We start from the raw sequence: 25,028 nt of genomic DNA, 5'->3' as shown, positions 1-25,028 counted from the left end.
CGGGAAGGACGTCAGTGCGCCTCGGGACCCGCGTGGTACTCGAAGACCAGGCCGCAGATCGCGATGATCATCGCGATCCCGGCGAGCACGATCAGCCACCACTGGTAGATGGCCAGGCCCAGCCCGGTGAGGGCCACACCGCCGGCCACGCCGAGCGGCCAGTAGCTGCCTGGGCTGAAAAAGCCGATGTCGCCGGCGCCGTCGGAGACCTCCGCCTCCGGGTTGTCCTCCGGGCGCTCCTCGAGACGCCGGGCGACGAATCGGAAGTACGTCCCGATGATGAGCGTGAGGCCGCCGGTCAGCGTCAGCGCGACGATGCCCACCTCCTCGCCCGAGAGCACGCCGTAGACGATCGCGCAGACGAAGCAGAAGACGGTCAGGATCTCGAAGATCCGGGACTCGACCTTCATCGCCGAGTGCTCCTCTCAGCTGCCGTGGCCATCAGAACGCCAGGCGGTCGGTCGGGTTCGGGTTGAACGGCCGCGTGGTGGTCGCGGTCGGCGAGCAGAGCTCACCGCAGTTCATCTGCTGCAGCGCCTCGGCGGCCGAGTACGGCTGCCGGGTCTGCGGGTTCAGCGACTGCCGGAGCTGCATGTACTGGTCGAACAGGTTGCCCGGCAGGGCGCGGACCTCGAAGTTCATCATCGAGTGGTACGAGCCGCAGTACTCCGCGCACCGGCCGACGAACGAGCCCGGACGCTCGATGCGGTCGATCACCCAGGTGTTCTTCTGGTCGTTCTTCTCCGGGTCCGGCAGCACGTCGCGCTTGAACAGGAACTCCGGCACCCAGAACGAGTGGATGACGTCCTCGGAGTGCTGGGTGAACGAGATCGGCCGGTCGGTCGGCAGGACGAGGAGCGGGACGTCCTCGGTGGTGCCGACGGTGGCGACGGGCTGCCCGTTCGGGGTCCGCGCCTCCGGGTAGGCGAACTCCCAGTTCCACTGGAAGGCGACCACGTCGATCTTGAGCTCGTTGCCGGCGGGCTGCCGGTCGACGACGTTCTGCACGACGACGGTGAAGTAGAAGAGCACCGCGACGATCACCAGCGGGATGACCGTGAGCACGAGCTCGAGCGGCAGGTTGTACTGGAACTGCCGCGGCAGCTCCGACTCGCCGGCCTTGCGGCGGTGGAACGCGACGGTCCAGGCGGTCAGGCCCCACACGATGACGCCGACGACGAGCGCGGCGATCGCGGACCAGGTCCACAGCTCGCGCATCATCCCGGCCTCGGGCGTGACACCCACCGGCCAGCCGAAGCGGATGGCGTCCTGGAACGAGCAGCCCGTGGCCGTGAGCGCCGTGACGACGGCGAGGCCGGTGAGCTGTGCGGCTCGCGTCAGACGTCGCCGCCGGGGGGTCGACACCTCCCCGGCCTGGGCAAGACTCCCTGCTCGGCGCACTGCTGGTTGCCCTCCTCGAGGCCGTGCGACCTGGGTGTTCGGGGCGTACACGCCCACCCGAGGTCCGGACACGCGGAGCCTAGCCGAGCTGACTCCTACGCGCTGTCGGAGGGGCGCCACGGGCGGGTCCGAGAGTGTCGGACCCGCTCGCCATACTGGCTCCCGTGTGCGGGCTGATGGGGTGGATCACCACCGAGCGGACGGGAGCACGACACGCCCAGGATCTCGAGGCGGCGCTGCCCTGCATGCGCCACCGGGGTCCCGACGAGGCGGGGACGTGGTCCGACGAGGACGTCGCCCTGGGCTTCGCGCGGCTGTCGATCATCGACGTCGAGGGGTCGCACCAGCCGCTGGAGTTCGGCGGCGGGCGCTACCGCATCATCTTCAACGGCGAGATCTACAACTACCTCGAGCTGCGCGAGGAGCTGGCGCGCGACCACGGGGTCACCTTCGCCACCGACGGCGACACCGAGGCGATCGTGGCGGCGTACTCGGTGTGGGGCGCCGACGCGGTGCCCCGGCTGCGCGGGATGTTCACGTTCCTCATCTGGGACACCGTCGAGCGCGTCCTGTTCGGCGCCCGGGACCCGTTCGGCATCAAGCCGCTGTTCTTCGCGGCCGGCGCGCACGGCGTGGCCTTCAGCAGTGAGAAGAAGTGCCTGCTCGAGGTGCTCGAGCCGCTCGGCGCGTCCACCGCGGCGCCCGACCCCGAGGCGCTGCAGCACTACCTGACGCTGCAGTACGTCCCCGAGCCCGCGACGCTGCACCGCGGCGTCCGGCGGCTCGAGTCGGGGTGCTCGTTCACCATCTCCCCCGGCGAGCCGATCGCCGTGCAGCGCTACTTCACCCCGCGCTTCGCCGAGCGCCCGATCCCCCGGGGCGACGCCGCGGAGGAGACCCGTCGCCACGAAGAGATCACCGAGGTGCTGCGGGACTCGGTCGCCAAGCACATGCGCGCGGACGTCACCGTCGGCGCGTTCCTCTCCGGCGGCATCGACTCCACCGCGATCGCGGCCCTGGCCCGCGAGCACAACCCGGACCTGATCACGTTCACCACCGGGTTCGAGCGCGCCGGCTATTCCGAGGTGGACGTCGCCGCCGAGTCGGCGCATGCGATCGGCGTGCAGCACGTGGTGAAGACGGTCACCGCGCAGGAGATGATGGACGCCCTGCCGCTGATCGTCTGGTACCTCGACGACCCGGTGGCCGATCCGGCGCTGGTCCCGCTGTACTTCGTGGCCCGTGAGGCCCGCAAGCACGTCAAGGTCGTGCTCTCCGGGGAGGGTGCCGACGAGCTCTTCGGCGGCTACACCATCTACAAGGAGCCGCTCTCGCTGGCGCCGTTCGACGTGCTGCCGGGCGCGGTCCGCAAGCTCGCGGGCGCGCTCAGCGAGAAGCTGCCCACCGGCATGCGCGGCAAGGACCTGCTGCGCCGCGGCGCGCTGCCGCTCGAACAGCGCTACTACGGCAACGCCCGGAACTTCTTCCCGGCCCAGCTCGCCGACGTCCTGCGCTCCTACGACGACGAGCTCTCCCACGTCGACGTCACGGCCTCGTTCTACGAGGGCTCACGCGACTGGAGCCCGGTGGCGCGCATGCAGCACGTCGACCTCTTCACCTGGCTGCGCGGCGACATCCTGGTCAAGGCCGACAAGATGACCATGGCCAACTCGCTGGAGCTGAGGGTGCCGTTCCTGGACCCCGAGGTGTTCCGGGTCGCCTCCGCCCTGCCGACCGACCAGAAGATCGCGCACGGCACCACGAAGTACGCCCTGCGCCGCGCGATCGAGGGCATCGTGCCGCCGCACGTGCTGCACCGGCGCAAGCTCGGCTTCCCGGTGCCGATCCGCCACTGGCTGGCCACCGACATGCTCGACTGGGCGCGCGGGATCGTCCGGGAGTCGCAGACCGACGCGATCCTCGACAAGGCGGCCGTGCTGCGCCTGATCGACGAGCACCGCAGCGGCCCGGTGGACCACTCGCGGCGCATCTGGACCCTGCTCGTCTTCATGCTCTGGCACGGCATCTTCGTCGAGCAGCGCATCCGACCCGAGATCCCCGCGCCGGTGTACCCGGTCTATGCGTGACGTGGGCAGGGCAACGATCGCACTGTCGGACGCCGGTCGTTCACCTACCGTGATGCGTCGACCGTAGCGAGTAGTCGACCGAGAGGACTCTGAAGACCCGATGGACGTACTGGGGATCGGCAACGCCATCGTCGACGTGCTGACGCAGACCGACGACGACACCATCACCGCCTTCGACCTGCCGAAGGGGGGCATGACGCTCGTCGATCAGGACCAGGCGGAGTCGCTGTACGCGAAGGCCGGGCAGACCACCGAGCGTTCCGGTGGCAGCGTGGCCAACTCCATCGCCATCGCGGCGGCGCTGGGCTCGGACGCGGGCTACGTCGGCAAGGTGCACGACGACCAGCTGGGCACCTCGTTCACGGAGTCCATCCGCAGCCACGGCGTGAGCTTCCGCACGCCCGCGCTCACCGAGGGCCCGTCGACGGCCCGCTGCCTCGTGCTGGTGACGCCCGACGGCGAGCGGACCATGGGCACCTACCTCGGCGCGTGCACCGCGCTCGGCCCGTCGGACATCGACCAGGACGAGGTCGCCGGCTCGGCGGTCACCCTGATCGAGGGCTACCTGGCCGACACCGAGCAGGCCCGCGAGACGATCGGCAAGATCATCGACGCGTCGGCCAAGAGCGAGGCGAAGGTCGCGCTCAGCCTCTCCGACGCCCTCTGCGTGGAGCGGCACCGCGAGTACTTCCGTGAGCTCGCCGCCGCGAACATCGACATCATCGTCGCCGACGAGGACGAGGTCGCGGCGCTGGTCGGCGACGACGGCATCGAGTCGCTGCTCAAGGACAAGGGCGGCAACTGCGAGATCGTCGCCGTCACCCACGGGGCGAAGGGCTCCACCATCCACGGCGTGGGCGGGGTGCGCCACGAGATCGAGCCGCGTCCGGCCGACGAGCTGGTCGACACGACCGGGGCGGGCGATGCCTACGCCGGCGGCTTCCTGCACGGCATCACCCACGGCCTGGACCTCGACGTCGCGGGCCGCATCGGCTCGGTCGCCGCGTCGCACGTCGTCGCCCAGCTCGGCGCGCAGCCGCCGGAGAACCTGAAGGCCAAGGTCGCGCAGGACGTGCCGCAGACCGGCTGAGGCACCACGTCCACACCCGAACGAACGGCACTTTCGCGCACATAGAGGCTGCGAGAGTGCCGTTCGTTCCGGTACCCGACCCCGAGACGACGAGAGCCCCGGTCCGCAGCGGGACCGGGGCTCGCCGTCGGGATGGATCAGTTGAAGCTGTCGCCGCAGGCGCACGACCCCGTGGCGTTCGGGTTGTCGATGGTGAAGCCCTGCTTGTCGATGGTGTCGACGAAGTCGATGGTGGCGCCCTGCACGTACGGCGCGCTCATCCGGTCGACGGCCACCTTGAGGCCGGCGAAGTCGCGGAAGAGGTCGCCGTCGAGGGTGCGGTCGTCGAAGAAGAGCTGGTAGCGCAGACCGGCGCAGCCCCCGGGCTGCACGGCGATGCGCAGGTGCATGTCGTCACGGCCCTCCTGGTCCAACAGGGCCTTGGCCTTGCTCGAGGCCGCGTCGCTGAGCTCGACGCCGTGCTCCTCGGCCTTGGTGGGGTTCTCGACGGTCATGGTTCTCCCTGAGCTCCCGATGCGTTTCGCGCCGTGCAACCCCGCCGGACGGCGGGATGTTCCCGCCCGGCGCGGCCCCGTCGTCTCCGAAGGGTCCTCCCGACGACGGCGGGACGCGGCTCGCCTGCGATCTCCATGGTGTCACACCGCGGGCCCGCGCATCACGCGTCAGGACGCTCCCGTGGCGGGCGGCACGGGCAGGAGGCGCCGTCCGGCGCCGCGCAGGAAGGCGAACGCCGCCACCACCAGCATCCACGTCACCTGCCACCCGGTGCCGAGCACGAGAGCGGGCACCCCCGTGACCACCACCAGCAGGACGAGTCCGTCGACGTGGTCGTCCATGACGCCCCCCTCACTCCGGGGGGTCGTCCTCCCCCGGTCGCGGCCCCGGCACGAGGGGCTCGACCCGCGGCGGCGGCAGCACCTCCGGACGCAGGTCCGATCGGCCACGGCGGCCGCCCCAGTGGACCGCGATCCCCTCGGCCAACGTCGCCAGGGTGCCCGAGGGGTCGGCCATCGACGCCTCCACCGACCCGGCGTTCGCGTCCGCGGCGTACGCCCCGTGGATCCCGGCCTCGAACGCGACCCGCGCCCCGACGTGGACCTGCCCGGCCAGCACCACGCACGGGACGGAGCGGGCCATGGCCGCGGCCGCGAGGGCGGCGACCGCGGTGTCGCGCAGCGACCGGAACTCGAGGCTGCCCTCGCCGGTGACGACGAGGTCGGGCAGCTCGTCCTCCGACGCCACCTCCAGGGCGTGGGCCGCCTCGCCGACCGGGGACCGCCGGATCTCGTCGGCGGTGGCCCCGCGGGTCCAGCCGTCCGCGATCGCCGCCGCGGCCTGGTCACCGGTCAGGGTGCCGCGGAACGCGTCCGGCGCGATGAGCACGCGCATGTCCCGCACCGTAGGGCCCCGACCCGAGGCCCCGCGACCACCCCGCTGCGAGGTGTCCGGATGCTGCGCCGGGTGCCCTATCCTGGAGGGGTGAACTTCCTGCGCCGTGGCTCGTCCGCCCCCGAGAGCGCCGTCTCCGACGAGCCCGCCGAGGCCGAGGACGTCGTGGCGGTGGGCGCGCGGCGCAACCAGACCGCGGGCAAGGGCCGCCCCACGCGCTCGCGCCGGGACGCCGAGGGCCGCAGCCGCGGTCCGGTCGCGCCGGCCCCGAAGACGCAGCGCGAGGCGATGAAGCGCGCGAAGTCCCTGCGCGGGGACAAGACGGAGCGACGGAAGGCCTCCGCCGACCGTCGCAAGCGGATGATGGCGGGCGACGACCGGGTGCTCCCCGTCCGCGACCGCGGCCCGGTCCGGGCCTACGTGCGCGACCTCGTCGACTCGCGGCGGCACCTGATGGGGCTGTTCATGCCCCTCGCGATCCTGATCTTCGTCACCGTCGTGATCCCGATCCCGAACATCCAGAACATCGGCAGCCTGCTGTGCCTGTGCATGCTCGCCGCGATGGTCGTGGAGGGCACGCTGCTCGGCCGCCAGATCTCGGCGCGGGCCCGGGCGAAGTTCCCCGACGAGGACATCCGGGGCTTCTCGATGGGCTGGTACGCGTTCACCCGCGCCACCCAGATCCGCAAGCTCCGCATGCCGGCGCCGCGGGTCTCCCCCGGCACCGCGGTCGACTGAGCACCCTCGTCCTCGGCGGGACCCGGTCCGGGAAGTCGGCCCACGCCGAGGGGCTGCTGCCGGCCGACCACGCCGTCTACGTCGCCACCGCCCGGCCGGTCGACCCCGCCGACGACCCCGAGTGGGCCGACCGCATCGACGTGCACCGCCGTCGTCGTCCCGTTTCCTGGGAGACCGTGGAGGACGTCGACGGCTCCCGGACGGTGGACGTGATCCGGTCCCGGCCCGAGCCGGTGCTCGTCGACGACCTCGCGACATGGGTGACCGGGCTGCTCGACGACGCCGGCTGGGCCCGCGACGCCGCCTCGGTCGCCGGCGCCCGCACCGACCTCGTCACGGCCGTGCGCGACCGGACGGCACCGCTGGTGCTGGTGTCGGCGGAGGTGGGGCTCGGGGTGGTGCCGTCGACCTCGGCCGGCCGCCGGTTCCGCGACGAGCTCGGCCTGCTCAACGCGGAGCTGGCCGCCCGGTGCGACGAGGTGGTGCTGCTCGTGGCCGGTCTGCCGGTGCCGCTTAAGGTGGCTGCGCCCCGTGAGCAGTTCTGACGGCTGTCGCCGTCAGTAGTTCTCACCCGCGACCGGAGGGAGCACCCCGTGCCGTCGGTGGCACCACCCGACGACGCCGCCCGCGCCGACCTGCGCCGTCACCTCGACGGCCTCCCGCTGCCGACGCACGCGCTGGGTCGGCTGGAGGACGTCGCCGGCTGGCTCGCGGCCTGCCAGGCCCGCTCCCCCGCGCGTCCGCCCGCCGCGCCGCGCGTCGTGCTCTTCGCCGCCGAGCACGGCATCGCGTCCGCCGGGGTGTCCGCGTTCGAGGCCGGTGAGACCGCGCGCCGGCTCGCCGCGGTCCGGGAGGGCACCGCGCCCACCAACTCGCTGGCCACGGTCGCCGGCGCCGACGTCCGCGTCGTCGAGGTGGGCGACGGCCCGAGCGGCCGCATCGACCGGGTGGACGCGCTGAGCGCGGACGGTCTGCAGGCCGCCATCGACGCCGGGGTCCGGGCCGCCGACGAGGCGGTCGACGAGGGCGCCGACCTGCTGGTCCCGGGCGACCTCGCGGTGGGCGTGTCGACCCCGGTCGCGGTCCTGGCTGCGGCGCTGTGCGCGCGGGAGCCGGTGGCGGTCGTCGGCCGGGGCTCCGGGATCGACGACCTCGCCTGGATGCGCAAGGCGGCCGCGGTGCGCGACGCACTGCGCCGGACGAAGGCCGTCGGCCGCGACCCCGACGGACTGCTTCGCGTCGCGGGCGGCGCCGACCTCGCCGCGATCGTCGGCTTCCTCACCCAGGCCGCCCGCCGCCGCACGCCGGTCCTGCTCGACGGCGCGGCCGTGTGCGTCGCCGCCCTGCTCGCCGACGCCCGCTCCCCCGGCGCCCGCGCCTGGTGGCTCGCGGCGACCCGCGACACGGAGCCCGCCCAGGCCCTCGCCCTCGAGGTGCTCGGGCTCGACCCGCTGCTGCTGCTCGACCTGCGGGCCGGGGCCGCGACCGGTGCGCTCGCCGCCGTCCCGCTGGTCACGATGGCCGCGCGGGTGGCCGCGGGGTCGTGAACTCCCGTCCCGACGCCGGGTCGGGGCGGCTCGGGGCGCTCCGGCTCGCCCTCTCGTTGTTCAGCGTCGCCCCGGTGCGCGCCGACGCGGTCGACCGCCGCACCGCGACCGGCGCGCTGGTCCTCGCCCCGCTCGTCGGGCTCGTGCTCGGCGCGGTGGTCGGCGGGGTGGTGCTCGGGCTGCTCGCGCTCGGCGCCCCGGACCTCCTCGCGGGCGTCGCCGGGGTGGCCGCTGGGGCGCTGCTGACCCGCGGCCTGCACCTCGACGGGCTGGCCGACCTCGCCGACGGCCTGGGGTCCTACGGCGACGCCGCGCGGATGCTCGCGGTGATGAAGGACCCGTCGACCGGGGCGTTCGGGGTGATCACCCTCGTCGTCGTGCTCGGGGCGCAGGCGGCGGCGCTCCCCGCGGTCGGCCCGGTCGGGACGGCGCTCGCCTGGGCGCTGGGACGCGCGTCGTTCTCCTGGTGCGCCCGACGACGGGTGCCCGCGGCCTCGGCGGGCGGGCTCGGCGCCCTCGTGGCGGGGACGCAGCCCGCCGCCGTGCCGGTCGGGTGGGCGCTCGTGCTCGCGGCCGCGGCTGCGCTCGCCGTCCCGGGCCGGTGGTGGCAGGGCCCGGCGGCCGTGCTGACGGCGGCGGTGGTGGCCGTGCTGCTCGCCCGGCACGCCGTGCGCCGCCTCGGCGGGGTGAACGGCGACGTGTTCGGCGCGGTCGGCGAGGTCACGGTGACCGTGACGCTCGCCGTCCTCGCTCTGGGCTCGACCTAGCCGAGCTTCGCCATCCAGCCGTGCGGGTCGGGTGCGGCACCGCGCTGGATGTCGGTGAGCCGCTCGCGCAGGCGGGCGGTGACGGGGCCGGGGCTGCCGTCGCCGATCTCGAAGGACCCGCCGTCGTACTTGACCGAGCCGACCGGCGTGATGACCGCTGCCGTGCCGCAGGCGAACACCTCGGTCAGGCCGCCCGAGGCGACCTCCTTCTCCCACTCGTCGGTGGAGATGCGGCGCTCGGTGACCGTCGCGCCGTCCTCCCTGGCGAGCTCGAGCAGCGAGCGGCGGGTGATGCCGGGCAGGAGCGACCCGGACAGCTCGGGGGTGACGACCTCGTGGTGCCCCTGGGCGTCGGTGAAGACGAAGAACAGGTTCATCCCGCCCATCTCCTCGACCCACCGGTGCTCCAGCGCGTCGAGCCACACCACCTGGTCGCACCCCTGCGCGGCCGCCTGCGCCTGCGCGGCGAGCGACGCGGCGTAGTTGCCGCCGCACTTGGCCTCGCCGGTGCCACCGGGGACGGCTCGCACGTAGTCGGTGGACAGCCACACGCTGACCGGCGCCAGCCCACGCGGGAAGTAGGCCCCGGCGGGCGAGGCGATGAGCAGGTAGAGGTACTCCTCGCTGGGACGCACCCCCAGCCCGGACGACGACCCGAATATGAACGGGCGCAGGTACAGCGACTCCTCGCCGCCCGCGGCCGGCACCCACCGCGCGTCGACCGTGAGCAACTCACGGATGGAGTCGAGGAACAGCTCCTCGGGCAGCGGCGGCATCGCCAGGCGCTCGGCCGAGCGCGCCATCCGCTCCGCGTTGGCCCACGGGCGGAACGAGGCGATCGTCCCGTCGGGCTGCCGGTAGGCCTTGAGGCCCTCGAAGATGGTCTGGCTGTAGTGCAGCACCACCGACGCCGGGTCGATCTGCAGCGGCGCGTAGGGCTCGACCCTGGCGTCGTGCCAGCCGCGCGCCGCGTCCCACCGGACGGTGACCATGTGGTCGGTGAAGAACTTGCCGAACCCGGGCGCGGCCAGTACCTCCGCCACCCGCTCGTCCGTCGCCGGGGCGGGGTGCGGGAGAACCTCGAAGGCCGTGCTCGACATGGCGTTCACTCTAAACCGCACCCCTGACGACGAACACGCCCTCGACCTCGTCGTCGTGGATCAGGCCGTCACAGCTCGGCGAAGCGTGCGTACGCGGGCCAGTCGCGCAGGTTGACCTGGTCGCACTCGGCCGCCATCGCGTCGATCTCGTCGGCGGACGCACCGCGCTCGAGGCACTCCGCGAGCCGCCGGAAGTACTCCTCGCGCGGGGCGCCCGGCACGAACAGGATGAGGAAGCGGGCCGGCTCGTCCCCGAGCGCCCCGAAGGCGTGCACCCCGTTGACCGGCACGTGGGCGAAGTCGCCGCTGCCCAGCGTCTGCCAGGTGTCGTCGCACATCACCGCGAGCCGCCCGGAGATCACCCAGAACGACTCGGAGAACCCCTGGTGGTAGTGCGGCACGGCCCCGATCCGCCCAGGGGCCGCCGCGGACTCGAAGAGCCCGAAGCCGCCCCCGACGACGTCGCCGGGGGCGATGAAGCGGGCCGGCCCGGCGACCTCGGCCTCGTCGCGGTAGCGGTAGACGCCCGGGTCGGCGTCGGGGACGGTCGGGAAGCTCATGGCCGGATCACCGCACGTGGGAGGCGACGAAGGGCGGCGCCACGACCTCGCACTCGAGCGCGCGGCCGCGGACGTCGATGCTGACGACGTCACCCTCCGACAGGCCCGCTGCGGTGTCCAGCAGCGCGAGCGCGATACCGGTCCTCAGGGTCGGCGAGAAGGTGCCCGAGGTCGTCTCCCCCACCGGGCTCCCCCCGAGCGTCACGGTCATGTGGGCGCGCGGCACGCCGCGCCCGGACGCCTTCAGGCCCCACGCCCGTCGTCGGGGGCCCCGCTCGCGCTCGGCGAGCAGCGCCTCGCGGCCCCAGAACTCCTCCTTCTTCCAGCCGACCGCGAAGCCGACGCGGGCCTGGACCGGGGTGATCTCCGGCCCGAGGTCCTGGCCGTGCAGCGGCAGTCCGGCCTCGGTGCGCAGGGTGTCGCGGGCGCCGAGGCCGGCGGGCAGCCCGCCCTGCTCGGCGACGACCGCGGCGAGCGCGTCCCACAGCGTCTCGGCGACCTCGGCGGGCGCGATCAGCTCGTAGCCGTGCTCGCCGGTGTAGCCGGTGCGGCAGACCCGGACCTCGCGGCCCTCCCAGGTGCTGTCGACGAAGGCCATGTAGTCGAGGTCGACGTCGCCGGTCTCGGGGAGCACCCCGGTCCCGGCGAGGACCGCTCGTGAGCGCGGGCCCTGCACGGCGAGCACGACGTGGGCGTCGTGCTCGTCGGTGACCGTGATCCCCGCGGGCGCGGCGTCCGCGAGCTGCCGGCCCACGCCCGCGGAGTTGGCGGCGTTGGGCACCGCGAAGACCTCGTCGTCGCCGACGAGGTAGAGGATCAGGTCGTCGACCACGCCGCCGTCGTCCGCGCAGCACAGCGTGTACTGCGCCTTGCCCGGCACGATGCGGCCGAGGTCGTTGGTGAGGCACCGGTCGACGAAGGCGGCCGCCCCGGGGCCGCTGATGCGCACCTTGCCCAGGTGGCTGACGTCGAACAGCCCGACGGCCTCGCGGGTCGCGGTGTGCTCGGCGACCGTGCCGGAGTACTGGACGGGCATCTCCCAGCCGCCGAACGGCGCGAACGTGGCACCCAGGGCCTCGTGGCGGGCGTGCAGGGGGCTCCGGCGCAGGTCCTGTCGCTGTTCGGTCACGGGTCCGGGACCGTACGGCACGAGCACGCTGTCGGGGGTGCGTCCTAGCATGCGATCACATCCACCAGCAGCACCGGAGGCGCACCGATCGTGACTACCCTGCCCGACCTCGAACTCAGCGACGCGCAGGCGGCGGCGGCGATCGTCGACGTCCTGGTCGTCGGTCTGCGCCCCGGTGCCGCACCGGAGGACGGGAGCGGGTCGGGCGACGAGCCGGTGGCGCCGGTGCTGGTCGGCGCGCAGGGCGTCGACGCCGCGTTCTCCGGCGAGCTGAGCTCGCTGCTGGCCCTCACCGGCGCCACCGGCAAGGCCGAGGAGGTCGTCAAGGTCCCGACGCGCGGGGCGATCACGGCGCCGGTGCTGCTCGCGGTCGGGCTGGGGCCGGAGTCGGCGCCCGCGGGCCTGCAGGGCGGCCCGGACGTCGCCGAGCAGGTGCGCCGCGCGTCGGGCGCCGCCGCACGGGCCCTGCCGAAGGGTGCGACGACGATCGGCAGCACGCTCTCCGAGCTCGACCTCGCCGCGGCGGTGGAGGGCACCGTGCTCGGCGCCTACTCCTTCACCGAGTACCGCACGGCGGAGGACGGCCCCACCCGCACGGTGTACTTCCTGGGCGCGCCCGGCGGCAGCGGGGGCGCCCCCGAGCGGGAGCGCGCCCGGCTCGCCGACGCGGCGATGACGGCGCGGGCCGTGTGCGCCGCGCGCGACCTGATCAACACCCCGCCGAACGACCTCTACCCCGCCGAGTTCGCCCGTCGTGCCACCGACCTGGCCGAGGCGGTCGGGCTGGGGGTCGAGGTCCTCGACGACGCGCAGCTGGCCGAGGGCGGGTTCGGCGGGATCCTCGGCGTCGGCGGCGGCTCGTCGCGCCCGCCGCGGATGGTGCGCCTGACCCACACCCACCCCGACGCCACCCGCACGGTGGCGCTGATCGGCAAGGGCATCACGTTCGACACCGGCGGCATCTCGATCAAGCCGGCCGCGAACATGGACCACATGACCTCGGACATGTCCGGGGCGGCCTGCGTGGTCGCGGCGACCTGCCTCGCGGCCGAGCTGAACCTCGCGGTCAACGTCACGGCCACCGTGCCGATGGCCGAGAACATGCCCTCGGGCACCGCCTACCGGCCGGGCGACGTGCTCACCATGTATGGCGGGAAGACCGTCGAGGTGCTGAACACCGACGCCGAGGGCCGCCTGATCCTGGCCGACGCGATCGTGCGGGCGTGCGAGGACTCCCCCGACTACCTGGTGGAGACCTCGACGCTGACCGGCGCGCAGGTCGTGGCGCTCGGCTCGCGCACCGCCGGGATCATGGGCGAGGACGCCTTCCGCGACCGGGTGACCGCCGCGGCCGCCTCGGTCGGCGAGGGCGCCTGGGCGATGCCGCTGCCCGAGGAGCTGCGCGGCGACCTCGACTCGCGGGTCGCCGACATCGCGAACGTCACCAACCACCGCTTCGGCGGCATGCTCGCGGCCGGACTGTTCCTGCGCGAGTTCGTCGCCGACGGCGTGCCGTGGGCGCACGTCGACGTCGCCGGCCCGGCCTTCAACACCGGCGGGGCGTACGGCTACACGCCGCGCGGGGGCACCGGGATGCCGGTGCGGACCCTGGCCGCCGTCCTGGCCGACGTCGCCGCGCACGGCTGACGTGATCGATCACCCCGACGGCCGGTTTGCCTGCGGTGGAAGGATGGTCGTCGAGAACCGGTCCCGGCTCGTTCCGACGAACGGGGACCGGCGGGTCCCGGGTCGGTGACACCGGCCGCCGGGACCGCCGCACGTCACACGCCGACGCGGGAGAAGTGAGTTGAGCGAGAGCGACACCTACGACGTCCTCATCCTGGGCGGGGGCTCCGGCGGCTACGCCTGCGCGTTGCGCGCGGCGCAGCTGGGGCTCTCGGTGGCGCTCGTCGAGCAGGACAAGCTCGGCGGGACCTGCCTGCACCGGGGCTGCATCCCCACCAAGGCGCTGCTGCACGCCGCCGAGGTCGCCGACAACGCCCGCGAGGGCGAGCAGATCGGTGTGAAGAGCTCGCTGTCGGGCATCGACATGAGCGGCGTCAACTCCTATAAGGACGGCGTCGTCGCGAAGCTCTACAAGGGCCTGCAGGGGCTGATCAAGTCCCGCAAGGTCACCATGATCGAGGGCCACGGGCGCCTCGTCGGGCAGGACACCGTCGAGGTCGACGGGCAGCGCTACACCGGCCGCCACGTCGTCCTCGCCTCCGGCTCGTACTCCAAGACGCTGCCCGGCCTCGAGCTCGGCGGCCGCGTGATCACCTCCACCGAGGCGATCAACCTCGACTACGTGCCCGACCGCGTGGTCGTGCTCGGCGGCGGCGTCATCGGCTGCGAGTTCGCGAGCGTCTGGAAGTCCTTCGGCTCCGAGGTCACCATCGTCGAGGCGCTGCCCCACCTGGTGCCCAACGAGGACGAGTTCCTCTCCAAGCAGCTCGAGCGCCAGTTCCGCAAGCGGAAGATCGCCTTCAAGATCGGCACGAAGTTCACCGGCGTCGAGCAGACCGCCGACGCGGTGACGATCAGCCTGGAGAACGGCGAGCAGATCGAGGCCGACCTCCTGCTCGTCGCCGTGGGCCGTGGCCCGAACACCGCCGACCTCGGCTACGAGGAGCAGGGCGTCACCCTCGACCGCGGGTTCGTGCGCACCGACGAGCGGCTGCGCACCGGGGTGGGCAACGTCTACGCCGTGGGCGACATCGTCCCGGGCCTGCAGCTCGCCCACCGCGGCTTCCAGCAGGGCATCTTCGTCGCCGAGGAGATCGCGGGGATGAACCCGCCGGTCATCGACGAGAAGGGCATCCCGCGGGTCACCTACTGCGAGCCCGAGATCGCCTCGGTCGGCCTCACCGAGGCGCAGGCCAAGGAGGCCTACGGCGAGGTCGTCACCACCACCTACGACCTCGCGGGCAACGGCAAGTCGCAGATCCTGCGCACCGCAGGCGCCATCAAGCTGGTCAAGGGCGGCACGGGCGACGACGCCCCGGTGGTCGGCGTGCACATGATCGGCGCGCGGATCGGCGAGCTCGTCGGGGAGGCGCAGCTGGTCTACAACTGGGAGGCTCTGCCGGTCGAGGTCGCGAACCTCGTCCACGCCCACCCCACGCAGAACGAGGCGTTCGGCGAGGCGCACCTGGCGCTCGCCGGCAAGCCCCTGCACGCGCACGGCTGATCGCCCACACCGGTTCGACGAGGGAGTACCGAGCACGATGGCCTACACCGTCCAGATGCCTGCTCTCGGTGAGAGCGTCACCGAGGGCACCATCACCCGGTGGCTGAAGCAGGAGGGCGACCACGTCGAGGTCGACGAGCCGCTGCTGGAGGTGTCCACCGACAAGGTCGACACCGAGATCCCGTCGCCGCAGGCGGGGATCCTCCAGCGGATCGTCGCGAACGAGGACGACACCGTGGAGATCGGTGGCGACCTCGCGGTCATCGGCGACGGTGACGACGACGGCGGTGCGTCCGGCGGCTCCGGGGGCGGGCAGGCCGAGGCCGAGCCGGCGCAGTCCGAGCCCGAGCCCGAGCCGGCGCAGCCCGAGCCCGCGCAGCAGCAGTCCGAGCCGGAGCCCGAGCCCGCCCCGGCCTCGTCCGGCGGCAGCGGGTCCGGTGGTAGCGGCTCCGGGGGCGGCGCCGGCACGACCATCGAGATGCCGGCGCTGGGCGAGTCGGTCACCGAGGGGACGATCACCCGCTGGCTCAAGCAGGTCGGCGACTCCGTCGAGGTCGACGAGCCGCTGCTGGAGGTGTCCACCGACAAGGTCGACACCGAGATCCCGTCGCCGGTCGCGGGCACGCTGCTCGAGATCCGGGCGAACGAGGACGACACCGTCGAGGTCGGCGGGGCCCTCGCGGTCGTCGGTGACGGGTCGGGCGGTGGCTCGGCCGGCGGCGGATCGGCGCAGCCCGAGGCGCAGTCCGGGCCCGACGCGCAGGCGTCGTCGGACACCGCGTCGTCGCAGGCCGAGCCGCGCCAGGAGCAGCAGCAGCCCGAGCCGGAGGCGCAGCCCGCGGCGTCGGACGGCCAGAACACGGCGCAGAGCTCTGGCGGGGCGGTCGCCGCCTCCGGCGCGGACGACTACGTCTCCCACGAGACCGAGCAGCCCGCCGGCGCGAGCGGCCCGGCGAACGCCGGCGCGCTGCAGTCCGGGGGCGCCCCCTCGAACGGCACCGGCGGCGGCGAGACGGCGGGTTCGCCCTACGTCACCCCGCTGGTCCGCAAGCTCGCCCAGGAGCGCGGGGTCGACCTCGCGTCGGTCTCGGGCACCGGGGTCGGCGGACGCATCCGCAAGCAGGACGTCGTCGCCGCGGCCGACGAGCAGGACAAGGCCACGCAGGCGTCCGCCGCGCCGTCGGCGAACGAGCCCGCCGCCACCCCGGCCGACGGGTCGCAGGGTGCGGTGCACGGCGGCGAGGTGCAGAAGCCCGCGGCGTCGCGCAGCCCGAACATCCCGACGCCCGACGACTCCGGGCTGCGGGGCACCACACAGAAGCTCTCCCGGCGCCGCGCGACGATCGCGAAGCGCATGGTGGAGTCGCTGCAGACCTCCGCGCAGCTGACAACGGTGGTCGAGGCCGACGTCACCCGGATCGCGCGCCTGCGCGACCGGGCGAAGGCCGACTTCGAGCGCCGGGAGGGCGTGAAGCTGTCGTTCCTGCCGTTCATGGCGCTGGCCACCGTCGAGGCGCTCAAGGCGCACCCGGTCGTCAACGCGATGATCGACACCGAGAAGGGCGAGGTCACCTACCACGGGGCCGAGCACCTCGGGATCGCCGTGGACTCGCCCGCGGGGCTGATCGTGCCGGTCATCCACGACGCCGGGGACCTCAACCTCGGCGGGCTGGCCCGCAAGATCGCCGACGTCGCGCAGCGGACCCGGGACAACAAGATCGCGCCGGACGAGCTCTCGGGCGGCACGTTCACGATCACCAACACGGGCTCGCGCGGCGCGCTGATCGACACCCCGATCATCAACCAGCCGCAGGTCGGCATCCTCGGCACCGGGGCCGTCGTCAAGAAGCCCGTGGTGGTCACCGACAGCGAGGGCGGCGAGTCGATCGCGATCCGCTCGACGGTCTACCTCTGCCTGTCCTACGACCACCGCATCGTCGACGGCGCCGACGCCGCCCGGTTCCTCGGGTCGGTGAAGGCGCGCCTCGAGGCCGGTGCGTTCGAGGCGGACCTCGGGCTCGTGTAGTCCTCCCCGCTCTCCGACCGAGGGGCCCCGTCGCGATCCGCGGCGGGGCCCTCGTCGTCGGTGCGGGGTGCGGATCCGTGAGGGGAGGATTCGAGCGCTCCACCCGCACGAGGGTTCCCCTCACGCCGGGTGGGCAGGAGACGGCCCGGACGAACCGGACAGCGTGTCCGGGTCGCGCCGCACCTCCGACTCCGCGACGATCACCGTCATGCGCGTCGTCATCTCCGGTTCGTCCGGGCTCATCGGCACCGCCCTGGTCCCCCACCTGCGCGCGGCCGGGCACGAGGTGGTCCGCCTCGTGCGGCGCACCCCGCAGGCCCCCGACGAGCGCGGCTGGGACCCGCCGTCGGGACGGATCGACGACGGCGCCCTCGACGGCGCCGACGCGGTGATCAACCTGTCCGGGGCGGGGATCGGCGACAAGCGCTGGTCGGGCGCCTACAAGCAGGAGCTGCGCGACAGCCGCACCATCCCCACCGACGTGCTCGCCCGCGCCGTCGCAGCGCACGGCATCCCGGTGATGCTCAGCGGCTCGGCGGTCGGGTTCTACGGCGACACCGGCCAGGTCGCGGTCGACGAGAGCGGGGCGCGCGGCCGCGGGTTCCTCGCCGACCTCGTCCGCGACTGGGAGAACGCGACGGCCCCGGCGGTCGAGGCCGGCGCCCGGGTGGTGCTGATCCGCACCGGGCTGGTCCTCTCGCACTCCGGCGGCCTGATGGGGCGGCTCAAGCCGATCTTCACCTTCGGGCTGGGCGGCAAGCTCGGCTCGGGCGAGCAGTACTGGCCGTGGATCTCGCTCGACGACGAGGTCGGGGCCATCACGCACGCCCTCGAGCACGACTCCGTGGTCGGCCCGCTCAACGCCACGGGCCCCGGGCCGGTGACCAACGCCGAGTTCACCAGGGTGATGGCGGCGACGGTGCACCGTCCGGCCCCGTGGGTCGTGCCCGGCTTCGCGATGCGCGCCGTCCTCGGGGAGTTCGCCGACGAGGGCGTCCTGGTGAGCCAGCGGGTGCTCCCGGGCGTGCTCGAGCGCGAGGGCTACACGTTCCAGCACCAGACGGTGCAGGCCGCGCTCGCCGCGGTGCTGGAGTGAGTGCCGTCCCGGACGAGGTCGACGTCCTCGTCGTCGGGGCCGGGCTCGCCGGCCTCAACGCGGCGCGGACGGTGGCGCGCTCCGGTCGGTCGGTGCTGGTGTGCGAGGCGTCCGACGGGGTCGGCGGCCGGGTGCGCACCGACGTCGTCGACGGCTTCCTCGTCGACCGCGGCTTCCAGATCCTCAACACGTCCTACCCGGCGCTGCGCGCGGCCGTGGACCTCGACGCGCTCGACCTGCACCCCTTCGTCCCCGGCGCCGCCGTGCGCACCGAGGACGGCGTGCTGCACCGGGTCGCGCGCCGCCCGACGTGGCTGCCCCGGACCGCGCTCACCCGGCTGATCTCCCTGCGCGGCAAGCTCGGCATCGCCGCCTTCACCGCCCGGTCGGTCCTGGTCCCGCCGCAACGCCAGGCGGCCGCGCCGGAGCGGTCCGCGGCCGACGACCTCGCCCGCTTCGGGCTCCGCGACGGCGACGTCGACCGCTTCCTGCGGCCGTTCCTCGCCGGGGTGCTGGGCGACGGCGAGCTCGCGACCTCGTCGCGGGTGGTCTCGCTGTTCTGGCGCACCTTCGCCCTCGGGAACCTGACCCTGCCCGGCCGCGGCATCGGCGCGATGACGACGCACCTCGCGGCCCGGCTGCCGGCCGGCACGGTGCGGCTGGACACTCCGGTCCGGGAGGTCGCGCCCGGCCGCGTGGCCACGGAGGCCGGGACGGTGCGGGCCGGCGCGGTGATCGTCGCGACCGAGGGCACCGACGCCGCCGCGCTCCTCGGCGGCCGCGTCGAGGCGCCCCGGCCGTTCGCCCTGACCAGCCACTACCACGTCACGGACCGCCCGCCGACCCGCCAGGGGCTGCTGCACCTCGACGGCACCGGCGGGCCGGTGGTCAACACGATGGTGCTCACCGCCGCCGTGCCGTCCTACTCCCCCGACCACCGCCACCTCGTGGTCTCCACCGTGCTCGGCGGGGAGGCGTTGCCCGAGCCGCGGCTGCGCGCCGAGCTCGAGCGCATCTGGGGCACGGGGACGGCGCACTGGGAGCACCTCGCGACCCGCGAGATCCCGCACGCCCTGCCCGCCACGGTCCCGCCGACCCCGCCCGGCCTGCGCCGCCCCGTGGACCTCGGCGACCGGCTCTTCGTTGCGGGTGACCACCGCGACACCCCGTCGGTGCAGGGCGCTCTCGTGTCCGGGCGGCGCACGGCTCAGGCCGCGCTCGCGTCCTTGGGGTGACTTCCTGCCTCGACGACAGGAAAGCGTCGTTGCTGTCACCGGGCGCCGGCAACGACGCTTTCCTGCCACGGGGGCCGGTGGAGCCGGAGTAGGTTCGTCGACATGGGTTCCCACCGCGCGAGCACCGAGCCGGTCGAGGTGCTCGACCTCGGCACCGTCGAGTACACCGCCGCGTGGGACCAGCAGCGCGCCCACCACGCGGCGCGGGCCGACGGCACCGGACCGGACGTCCTCATGCTGCTCGAGCACCCGAGCGTCTACACGGCCGGGAAGCGCACACAGCCCGAGGACCGGCCGACCGACGGCACTCCCGTGGTCGACGTGGACCGCGGCGGACGGATCACCTGGCACGGGCCCGGACAGCTCGTCGGCTATCCGATCCTCAAGCTCGGGCAGCCGTTCGACGTGGTCGACCACGTGCGGCGTCTCGAGGAGGCGCTGATCGCGGTCTGCGCGAGCTACGGCCTCGAGACCGGGCGGGTCGACGGCCGGTCCGGCGTGTGGCTGGCCGCGGGCGCCGGGCGTCCGGAGCGCAAGATCGCCGCGATCGGGGTCCGGGTGGCCCGGGGCGTCACCCTGCACGGGTTCGCCCTGAACGCCGATCCCGACCTCACCGCCTTCGGCGCGATCGTCCCGTGCGGGATCACCGACGCCGGCGTCACGAGCCTGACCGCGGAGGTGGGTCGGCGGGTCGGGATCGACGACGTCCGTTCCGCCGTCCGGGACGCCATGCTCGCCGCGTTCGCGGGAGATCTACCGGTCCGTGAGCATCCCGTGGTCCGTCCGGAGGTCACGGATACGCTGATGGTGGGTAACGTCCCAGTCCAGATGTTGTAATCTTCGCGCCAGTCAACGGCGGAGAGTGACCGCTCGTCGCGGATCGTGACGAGAAACGTCGTGCCCGTCCATCCGGCCGCCGACCGTGAGGGCATGACCCACGACGACATCCGAACGGCAGGCCGACGCGGCCGCGCGGGCGCCGGGCTCGTCGCGGCCCTGGTGCTGGCCGGACTCACGTTCCTCGCGCCGGCCGCGTCCGCCGCGGTGACCCCCACCCAGGCGACCTGGCTCTCCCAGGTCGTGTCGCTCACCAACCAGCAGCGCCAGCAGGCGGGCTGCAAGGCCCTCGTCCGCGACACCCGGATCGACACGGCCGCCCAGGGCCATGCGGAGTGGATGGCGCGGACCGGCACGTTCTCGCACACCGGGGCGAACGGGTCGAGCTTCGTCGACCGCCTGAAGGCCGCCGGCTACGCGACCCCGGGTGGCGAGAACATCGCCTACGGCCAGGCCGACGCGAAGGCCGTCGTCACCGCGTGGATGAACTCCGCCGGCCACCGCGCCAACATCCTCAACTGCCGGTTCACCACGATCGGCGTCGGTGTCGCCGGGACCCGCAACTACTGGGTCCAGGACTTCGGCTACTGAATCCTCCCGACGAGGAGGGTGGCCGTCCGGGGCAGTCCGCTGCCCCGGACGGCCGCACCGTTCGTCGACCGCTCCGCCCCGACCGGCCGTTCGCCGCCGAACCCGCCCGTGACCTTCCCGTGACCTGACCGCCCTGCCAGGTTCGTCGCGTGGGCCTCCATCGCTTCGAGCACGACCCCCGCCGCCGCACCCGGCTCGCCCTGGGCGTCGGTGCCGCGGCCGTCGTGCTCGGCCTGCTCGCCGCCGTGCTCACCCTGCGCCCCTGGGCGGGCGACACCGCGGTGCGCGACGCCGGCGCGGTCGCCGCGCTGCCCGCGCTCCCGGCCCCGGTCCCCCTCGCCCTGCCGCCCCTCCCCGCCGCGGCATCGGCCCCCACGACCAGCACCACCGCCTCGAGCACGACCACCACCACGACGACCACCACGACCACCCGCCGCTCGACCACCCGGGCCGCCGCGGCCGTCGTCGGGACCGGGAGCGGGCCGACCGGCCGGGTCCTCGCCCTCGTCAACGCGGAGCGGGCGAAGGCGGGGTGCGGCACGGTCGCGGGCAACGCCGCCCTGGACCGGGCCGCCGCGGACTACGCGGCGCTCATGGCGCGCACCGGCACGTTCTCGCACACCGGCCCCGACGGCTCGAGCTTCTCCGACCGGGTGCGGGCCGCGGGCTACGACGACCCGGGCGGCGAGAACATCGCGCAGGGCCAGACCAGTGCCGACGAGGTCATGGACGACTGGATGAACTCCCCCGGCCACCGCCGCAACATCCTCGACTGCTCCTTCCGCACGCTCGGCGTGGGCGAGGCGCAGGACTACTGGGTGCAGGAGTTCGGGCGCTGAGGCCCGGGAGCCCTCACAGGCCGCACTCCTGCGCCACGAACTGCAGGTGCTCGAGGTCGGACAGGTCCAGCACCTGCAGGTAGACCCGCTGCACGCCGACCGCGGCGAACTCGTCCAGCCGGGCCGCGAGTTCACCGGCGGTCCCCGCGATGCCGTGGGCGCGGAGTTCGTCGGGCTCCCGCCCGATCGCCGCGGCGCGTCGGACGACGTCCGCCTCGGTCGCCCCGGCGCACAGCACCTGGGCGGTGGACCGGCGCAGCGTCGCGGGGTCGCGCCCGATCGCCGCGCACGCCTCGCGCACCCGGTCGTACTGCGCGGCCACCTGGTCCACCGAGGCGAACGGCACGTTGACCTCGTCGGCGAAGCGCGCCGCCAGGGCGGGCGTCCGCCGGTGCCCGGTCCCGCCCACGATGATCGGCGGGTGCGGCTCCTGCAGCGGCTTGGGCAGCCCGGGGCTCTCGGTGAACCGGTAGTGCTCGCCGTGGAAGGTGTAGCCCTGCCCCACCGGCGTGCCCCACGCCCCGGTGAGCACCTCGAGCTGCTCGGCGAGCATGTCGAACCGGTCGCCCGTCGTCGGGAACGGGATCCCGTACGCGTGGTGCTCGGCCTCGTACCAGCCGGTGCCGATGCCGAGCTCGATCCGGCCGCCGGACATCTGGTCGACCTGGGACACGGCGACGCCGAGCGGCCCGGGCAGCCGGAAGGTGATCGACGTCATGATCGTGCCGAGCCGGATCGTGGAGGTCTCGCGGGCGAGGGCACCGAGGGTCACCCACGCGTCGGTCGGTCCGGGCAGGCCGGTCGAGCCGTTCATGGCGAGGAAGTGGTCGGAGCGGAAGAACGCGTCGAAGCGGCAGTCCTCCGCGCACCGGGCGACGCGGAGCAGGTCGTCGTACGTGGCGCCCTGCTGCGGTTCGGTGAAGATCCGGAGGTCCATAACGTTGATCAGCCTAACGGGGGAGCGGGCGTAGCCTGGTACCCGTGACGACGAGCGCTGACGCAGGAGCCCCGGCCGGACGCAAGCTGCTCCGCCTCGAGGTCCGCAACTCGCAGACGCCCATCGAGCGCAAGCCCGACTGGATCCGCACGCGGGTGCAGACCGGCCCGAACTTCTCCGAGCTCAAGGGCATGGTGCGCAGCGCCGGCCTCGCCACGGTGTGCGAGGAGGCGGGCTGCCCCAACATCTACGAGTGCTGGGAGGACCGCGAGGCCACCTTCCTCATCGGCGGCGAGCAGTGCACCCGGCGGTGCGACTTCTGCCAGATCGACACCGGGAAGCCCTCGCCGCTGGACCGCGACGAGCCGCGCAAGGTCGCCGAGTCGGTGCGCCAGATGGGGCTGCGCTACTCGACGATCACCGGTGTCGCCCGCGACGACCTCGACGACGGCGGGTCCTGGCTCTACGCCGAGACCGTGCGCCAGGTCCACGCGCTGAACCCCGGCACGGGCGTCGAGCTGCTGATCCCCGACTTCGACGACCGGGACGACCAGCTCGACCCGGTCTTCGACGCCGCCCCCGAGGTGCTCGCGCACAACCTCGAGACCGTGCCGCGCATCTTCCGCCGCATCCGTCCGGCGTTCCGCTACGAGCGCTCGCTCGACGTGATCCGCAAGGCGCGCGCCGCGGGCCTCGTCACGAAGTCCAACCTCATCCTCGGCATGGGCGAGACCCCCGAGGAGGTCACGGCGGCGATGCAGGACCTGCACGACGCCGGGTGCGACCTGCTCACCCTCACCCAGTACCTGCGCCCGTCGCTGCGCCACCACCCGGTGGAGCGCTGGGTGAAGCCCGAGGAGTTCGTGGAGCACCGCGACGCCGCCCTGGAGATGGGCATCGCCGGCGTGATGGCGGGCCCGCTGGTGCGCTCGTCGTACCGCGCGGGCCGGCTCTACGCGCAGGCGAAGCTGCACCGCGGCGAGGCGCTGCCCAAGGGCATGGAGGAGCTGGCCGCCGAGGGCGAGGCGCGCCAGGAGGTCGGATCGGTCCTCGCGCGCCGCGCGTAGGTGTGCATCCGGCAGAATGGTGAACATGGCCAAGGGCACTGCCGGTAAGGCGACCAAGGAAGAGAAGAAGGCCGCCAAGCAGGCTGCGCGCGCGGCCCGCAAGCAGCGCTGGTCGCAGATCTGGCAGGCGTTCCAGATGCAGCGCAAGGAGGACAAGCTCCTCCTGCCGCTGATGATCGGCTCCGTCGTCGTGACCGCCCTGATCTTCCTGGTCATCGGGCTGCTGCTCGGGCAGTCCTGGTACCTGGTGCCGATCGGGGTCATCCTCGGCCTCGCCGTGGCGATGATCGTGTTCGGGCGCCGCGTGCAGAACAACGTCTACGCCAAGGCCGACGGGCAGCCCGGGGCCGCCGGGTGGGCGCTGGACAACATGCGCGGCCCGTGGCGGGTCACGCAGGCCGTGGCCGGCACCACCCAGCTCGACGTGGTGCACCGCGTCATCGGGCGCCCGGGAGTGATCCTCGTGGCCGAGGGCGCCTCGCACCGCACGAAGGGCCTGCTCGCGCAGGAGAAGAAGAAGGTCGCGCGCGTCGCCGGGCAGGTGCCGATCTACGAGGTCGCGGTCGGCAACGCCGAGGGCGAGGTCACCCTCGCCAAGCTGCAGCGCCACATGGCGAAGCTCCCCCGCAACATCGACCGCACCCAGATGGACACCCTGGAGAAGCGCCTGGCGGCGATCGCCGGGCGCGGCGGGCCGGCCATGCCGAAGGGCCCGGTGCCCAAGGGTGCGCAGATGAAGGGCATGCAGCGCACGGTCCGCCGCCGCTGACCGTTCCCGACGACGGGCTGGGCCGGGTCAGCGGGTGCGCACCACCACGGTGCGGCTGACGCGGTCGTGCAGGCCGCGGCCGTCCCGGTCCATGATCGCCGCGGGCACGATGAAGAACAGCGACACGGTGCGTGCGAGGGCCCACAGCCCCACCCGCTCGACCCCGTCGACGCGCAGCACCCGCATCCCGGTGACCACCATGGCGGGCGTCTGCCCGATCACCGCGACCGGGACCGTCACCAGGACCGCCCACACCGCGAGGCTCAGCGAGGCGGGCGCCGGGAAGCTGATCGCCGCGGCCACGAGGCCACCGACGAGCAGGTCGAGCAGGAACTGACCGAGCCGCAGCGGCGCGCTCGCGGCCGACCCGGGCCCCGTCTCGGGGAGCCCGAGGTCCCGGCCCGGATACCCGTCGTCGGGATCGTCCGCGCGGGTCGCGCCGCGCACCGACGAGGGACGCCCGTTCGGCCCAGTGCCCGCCACGTCACGTGCCCCGCGCGCCGGTCGATCCGGACGTTCCCGACCTTCCGGACCACCACTCGACGCCCGATCAGGCCCGTCGTCGGTGAGCCATTCACGAAACCAGGACACTCTGACAGGCTACGGTGCCGCGATGTCGGGGCGCGTCACGGC

Annotated in this window: 26 protein-coding genes; 16 read left to right on the top strand and 10 right to left on the bottom strand. The window is 73.7% G+C overall.

Features of this window, described 5'->3' with window-relative positions:
* Positions 1–11 precede the first annotated feature (11 nt).
* A complete protein-coding gene (locus ACQPYX_RS15795; RefSeq protein ID WP_433798296.1) occupies positions 12–410 on the bottom strand; it encodes a cytochrome c oxidase subunit 4 in 399 nt (132 codons plus the stop codon).
* Positions 411–441: 31 nt separating this feature from the next.
* Positions 442–1,365: an aa3-type cytochrome oxidase subunit II gene (gene ctaC / locus ACQPYX_RS15790; protein ID WP_433798295.1), complete on the bottom strand. Its 924-nt coding sequence runs from the start codon at positions 1,363–1,365 to the stop codon at positions 442–444.
* 200 nt (positions 1,366–1,565) lie between these two features.
* Here ctaC and asnB point away from each other — a divergent pair, with 200 nt between their 5' ends.
* Positions 1,566–3,488, top strand: a complete 1,923-nt coding sequence (gene asnB / locus ACQPYX_RS15785) for an asparagine synthase (glutamine-hydrolyzing) (RefSeq protein WP_433798294.1) — start codon at positions 1,566–1,568, stop codon at positions 3,486–3,488.
* Positions 3,489–3,588: 100 nt separating this feature from the next.
* Positions 3,589–4,578: an adenosine kinase gene (locus ACQPYX_RS15780; RefSeq protein WP_433798293.1), complete on the top strand. Its 990-nt coding sequence runs from the start codon at positions 3,589–3,591 to the stop codon at positions 4,576–4,578.
* A gap of 137 nt (positions 4,579–4,715) precedes the next feature.
* Here ACQPYX_RS15780 and ACQPYX_RS15775 read toward each other — a convergent pair whose 3' ends face one another.
* From ACQPYX_RS15775 to ACQPYX_RS15765, 3 genes are all read right to left on the bottom strand, one after another.
* Positions 4,716–5,072, bottom strand: coding sequence for a HesB/IscA family protein (locus ACQPYX_RS15775; protein WP_433798292.1), 357 nt, complete (start codon positions 5,070–5,072; stop codon positions 4,716–4,718).
* Positions 5,073–5,240: 168 nt separating this feature from the next.
* Positions 5,241–5,414, bottom strand: coding sequence for a hypothetical protein (locus ACQPYX_RS15770; RefSeq protein WP_433798291.1), 174 nt, complete (start codon positions 5,412–5,414; stop codon positions 5,241–5,243).
* Positions 5,415–5,424: 10 nt separating this feature from the next.
* The gene (locus ACQPYX_RS15765) at positions 5,425–5,967 is read right to left on the bottom strand and encodes a glycerate kinase (protein ID WP_433798290.1); all 543 of its coding nucleotides are present in this window, start codon (positions 5,965–5,967) and stop codon (positions 5,425–5,427) included.
* 90 nt (positions 5,968–6,057) lie between these two features.
* Here ACQPYX_RS15765 and ACQPYX_RS15760 point away from each other — a divergent pair, with 90 nt between their 5' ends.
* Genes ACQPYX_RS15760 through cobS form a run of 4 tightly spaced genes read left to right on the top strand, consistent with a single transcriptional unit; the run spans position 6,058 to position 9,019 of the window.
* Positions 6,058–6,705, top strand: coding sequence for a DUF3043 domain-containing protein (locus ACQPYX_RS15760; RefSeq protein ID WP_433798289.1), 648 nt, complete (start codon positions 6,058–6,060; stop codon positions 6,703–6,705).
* Positions 6,621–7,250, top strand: coding sequence for a bifunctional adenosylcobinamide kinase/adenosylcobinamide-phosphate guanylyltransferase (locus tag ACQPYX_RS15755; protein ID WP_433803727.1), 630 nt, complete (start codon positions 6,621–6,623; stop codon positions 7,248–7,250). The genes ACQPYX_RS15760 and ACQPYX_RS15755 overlap by 85 nt, the downstream gene beginning before the upstream one ends.
* Before the next feature lie 48 nt (positions 7,251–7,298).
* Positions 7,299–8,252 carry a nicotinate-nucleotide--dimethylbenzimidazole phosphoribosyltransferase gene (locus ACQPYX_RS15750; RefSeq protein WP_433798288.1) on the top strand — a complete coding sequence of 318 codons (954 nt, stop codon included), beginning with the start codon at positions 7,299–7,301 and terminating at the stop codon, positions 8,250–8,252.
* Entirely contained in the window at positions 8,249–9,019 is a 771-nt protein-coding gene (cobS, locus tag ACQPYX_RS15745) for an adenosylcobinamide-GDP ribazoletransferase (RefSeq protein ID WP_433798287.1), read from the top strand. The genes ACQPYX_RS15750 and cobS overlap by 4 nt, the downstream gene beginning before the upstream one ends.
* On the opposite strand, the gene ACQPYX_RS15740 is transcribed toward cobS, so the two are convergent.
* From ACQPYX_RS15740 to gcvT, 3 genes are all read right to left on the bottom strand, one after another.
* On the bottom strand, positions 9,016–10,119 hold the full coding sequence (locus ACQPYX_RS15740) for a branched-chain amino acid aminotransferase (protein WP_433798286.1): 1,104 nt from the start codon (positions 10,117–10,119) through the stop codon (positions 9,016–9,018). The two genes, cobS and ACQPYX_RS15740, sit on opposite strands and share 4 nt — an antisense overlap.
* A 68-nt stretch (positions 10,120–10,187) precedes the next feature.
* Positions 10,188–10,679, bottom strand: coding sequence for a cupin domain-containing protein (locus tag ACQPYX_RS15735; protein ID WP_433798285.1), 492 nt, complete (start codon positions 10,677–10,679; stop codon positions 10,188–10,190).
* Positions 10,680–10,686: 7 nt separating this feature from the next.
* Positions 10,687–11,808, bottom strand: a complete 1,122-nt coding sequence (gene gcvT / locus ACQPYX_RS15730; RefSeq protein ID WP_433798284.1) for a glycine cleavage system aminomethyltransferase GcvT — start codon at positions 11,806–11,808, stop codon at positions 10,687–10,689.
* A gap of 90 nt (positions 11,809–11,898) precedes the next feature.
* Here gcvT and ACQPYX_RS15725 point away from each other — a divergent pair, with 90 nt between their 5' ends.
* The 8 genes from ACQPYX_RS15725 to ACQPYX_RS15690 all read left to right on the top strand — a co-directional run bounded on the left by ACQPYX_RS15725 (position 11,899) and on the right by ACQPYX_RS15690 (position 21,622).
* Positions 11,899–13,455, top strand: coding sequence for a leucyl aminopeptidase (locus ACQPYX_RS15725; protein ID WP_433798283.1), 1,557 nt, complete (start codon positions 11,899–11,901; stop codon positions 13,453–13,455).
* Positions 13,456–13,615: 160 nt separating this feature from the next.
* A complete protein-coding gene (lpdA, locus tag ACQPYX_RS15720) occupies positions 13,616–14,998 on the top strand; it encodes a dihydrolipoyl dehydrogenase (protein ID WP_433798282.1) in 1,383 nt (460 codons plus the stop codon).
* A 37-nt stretch (positions 14,999–15,035) separates the two neighbouring features.
* Positions 15,036–17,024 carry a 2-oxoglutarate dehydrogenase, E2 component, dihydrolipoamide succinyltransferase gene (gene sucB / locus ACQPYX_RS15715; protein ID WP_433798281.1) on the top strand — a complete coding sequence of 663 codons (1,989 nt, stop codon included), beginning with the start codon at positions 15,036–15,038 and terminating at the stop codon, positions 17,022–17,024.
* Positions 17,025–17,232: 208 nt separating this feature from the next.
* Positions 17,233–18,120 carry a TIGR01777 family oxidoreductase gene (locus ACQPYX_RS15710; protein WP_433803726.1) on the top strand — a complete coding sequence of 296 codons (888 nt, stop codon included), beginning with the start codon at positions 17,233–17,235 and terminating at the stop codon, positions 18,118–18,120.
* Positions 18,117–19,355, top strand: a complete 1,239-nt coding sequence (locus ACQPYX_RS15705) for an NAD(P)/FAD-dependent oxidoreductase (RefSeq protein ID WP_433798280.1) — start codon at positions 18,117–18,119, stop codon at positions 19,353–19,355. Before ACQPYX_RS15710 ends, ACQPYX_RS15705 begins: the two co-directional genes overlap by 4 nt.
* Positions 19,356–19,457: 102 nt before the next feature.
* Complete coding sequence (gene lipB / locus ACQPYX_RS15700; protein WP_433798279.1) at positions 19,458–20,192, top strand: lipoyl(octanoyl) transferase LipB; 735 nt, start codon at positions 19,458–19,460, stop codon at positions 20,190–20,192.
* Positions 20,193–20,252: 60 nt separating this feature from the next.
* The gene (locus ACQPYX_RS15695) at positions 20,253–20,783 is read left to right on the top strand and encodes a CAP domain-containing protein (RefSeq protein WP_433798278.1); all 531 of its coding nucleotides are present in this window, start codon (positions 20,253–20,255) and stop codon (positions 20,781–20,783) included.
* 149 nt (positions 20,784–20,932) lie between these two features.
* Positions 20,933–21,622, top strand: a complete 690-nt coding sequence (locus tag ACQPYX_RS15690; RefSeq protein WP_433798277.1) for a CAP domain-containing protein — start codon at positions 20,933–20,935, stop codon at positions 21,620–21,622.
* Positions 21,623–21,635: 13 nt separating this feature from the next.
* On the opposite strand, the gene ACQPYX_RS15685 is transcribed toward ACQPYX_RS15690, so the two are convergent.
* Positions 21,636–22,559, bottom strand: a complete 924-nt coding sequence (locus ACQPYX_RS15685; protein ID WP_433798276.1) for an LLM class F420-dependent oxidoreductase — start codon at positions 22,557–22,559, stop codon at positions 21,636–21,638.
* Between the two features lie 44 nt (positions 22,560–22,603).
* Here ACQPYX_RS15685 and lipA point away from each other — a divergent pair, with 44 nt between their 5' ends.
* Complete coding sequence (gene lipA, locus ACQPYX_RS15680; RefSeq protein WP_433798275.1) at positions 22,604–23,626, top strand: lipoyl synthase; 1,023 nt, start codon at positions 22,604–22,606, stop codon at positions 23,624–23,626.
* A 25-nt stretch (positions 23,627–23,651) separates the two neighbouring features.
* Positions 23,652–24,395, top strand: a complete 744-nt coding sequence (locus ACQPYX_RS15675) for a DUF4191 domain-containing protein (protein ID WP_433798274.1) — start codon at positions 23,652–23,654, stop codon at positions 24,393–24,395.
* Positions 24,396–24,422: 27 nt separating this feature from the next.
* Here the strand turns inward: ACQPYX_RS15675 and ACQPYX_RS15670 are convergent, their stop codons facing one another.
* Positions 24,423–24,878, bottom strand: coding sequence for an RDD family protein (locus ACQPYX_RS15670; protein ID WP_433798273.1), 456 nt, complete (start codon positions 24,876–24,878; stop codon positions 24,423–24,425).
* Between the last annotated feature and the right edge of the window lie 150 nt (positions 24,879–25,028).

Origin of the sequence: Actinomycetospora sp. CA-084318 (assembly GCF_050955885.1) — a bacterium.
Taxonomy (GTDB): Bacteria; Actinomycetota; Actinomycetes; order Mycobacteriales; family Pseudonocardiaceae; genus Actinomycetospora.
This window is presented reverse-complemented; position numbering and strand designations above follow the sequence as displayed.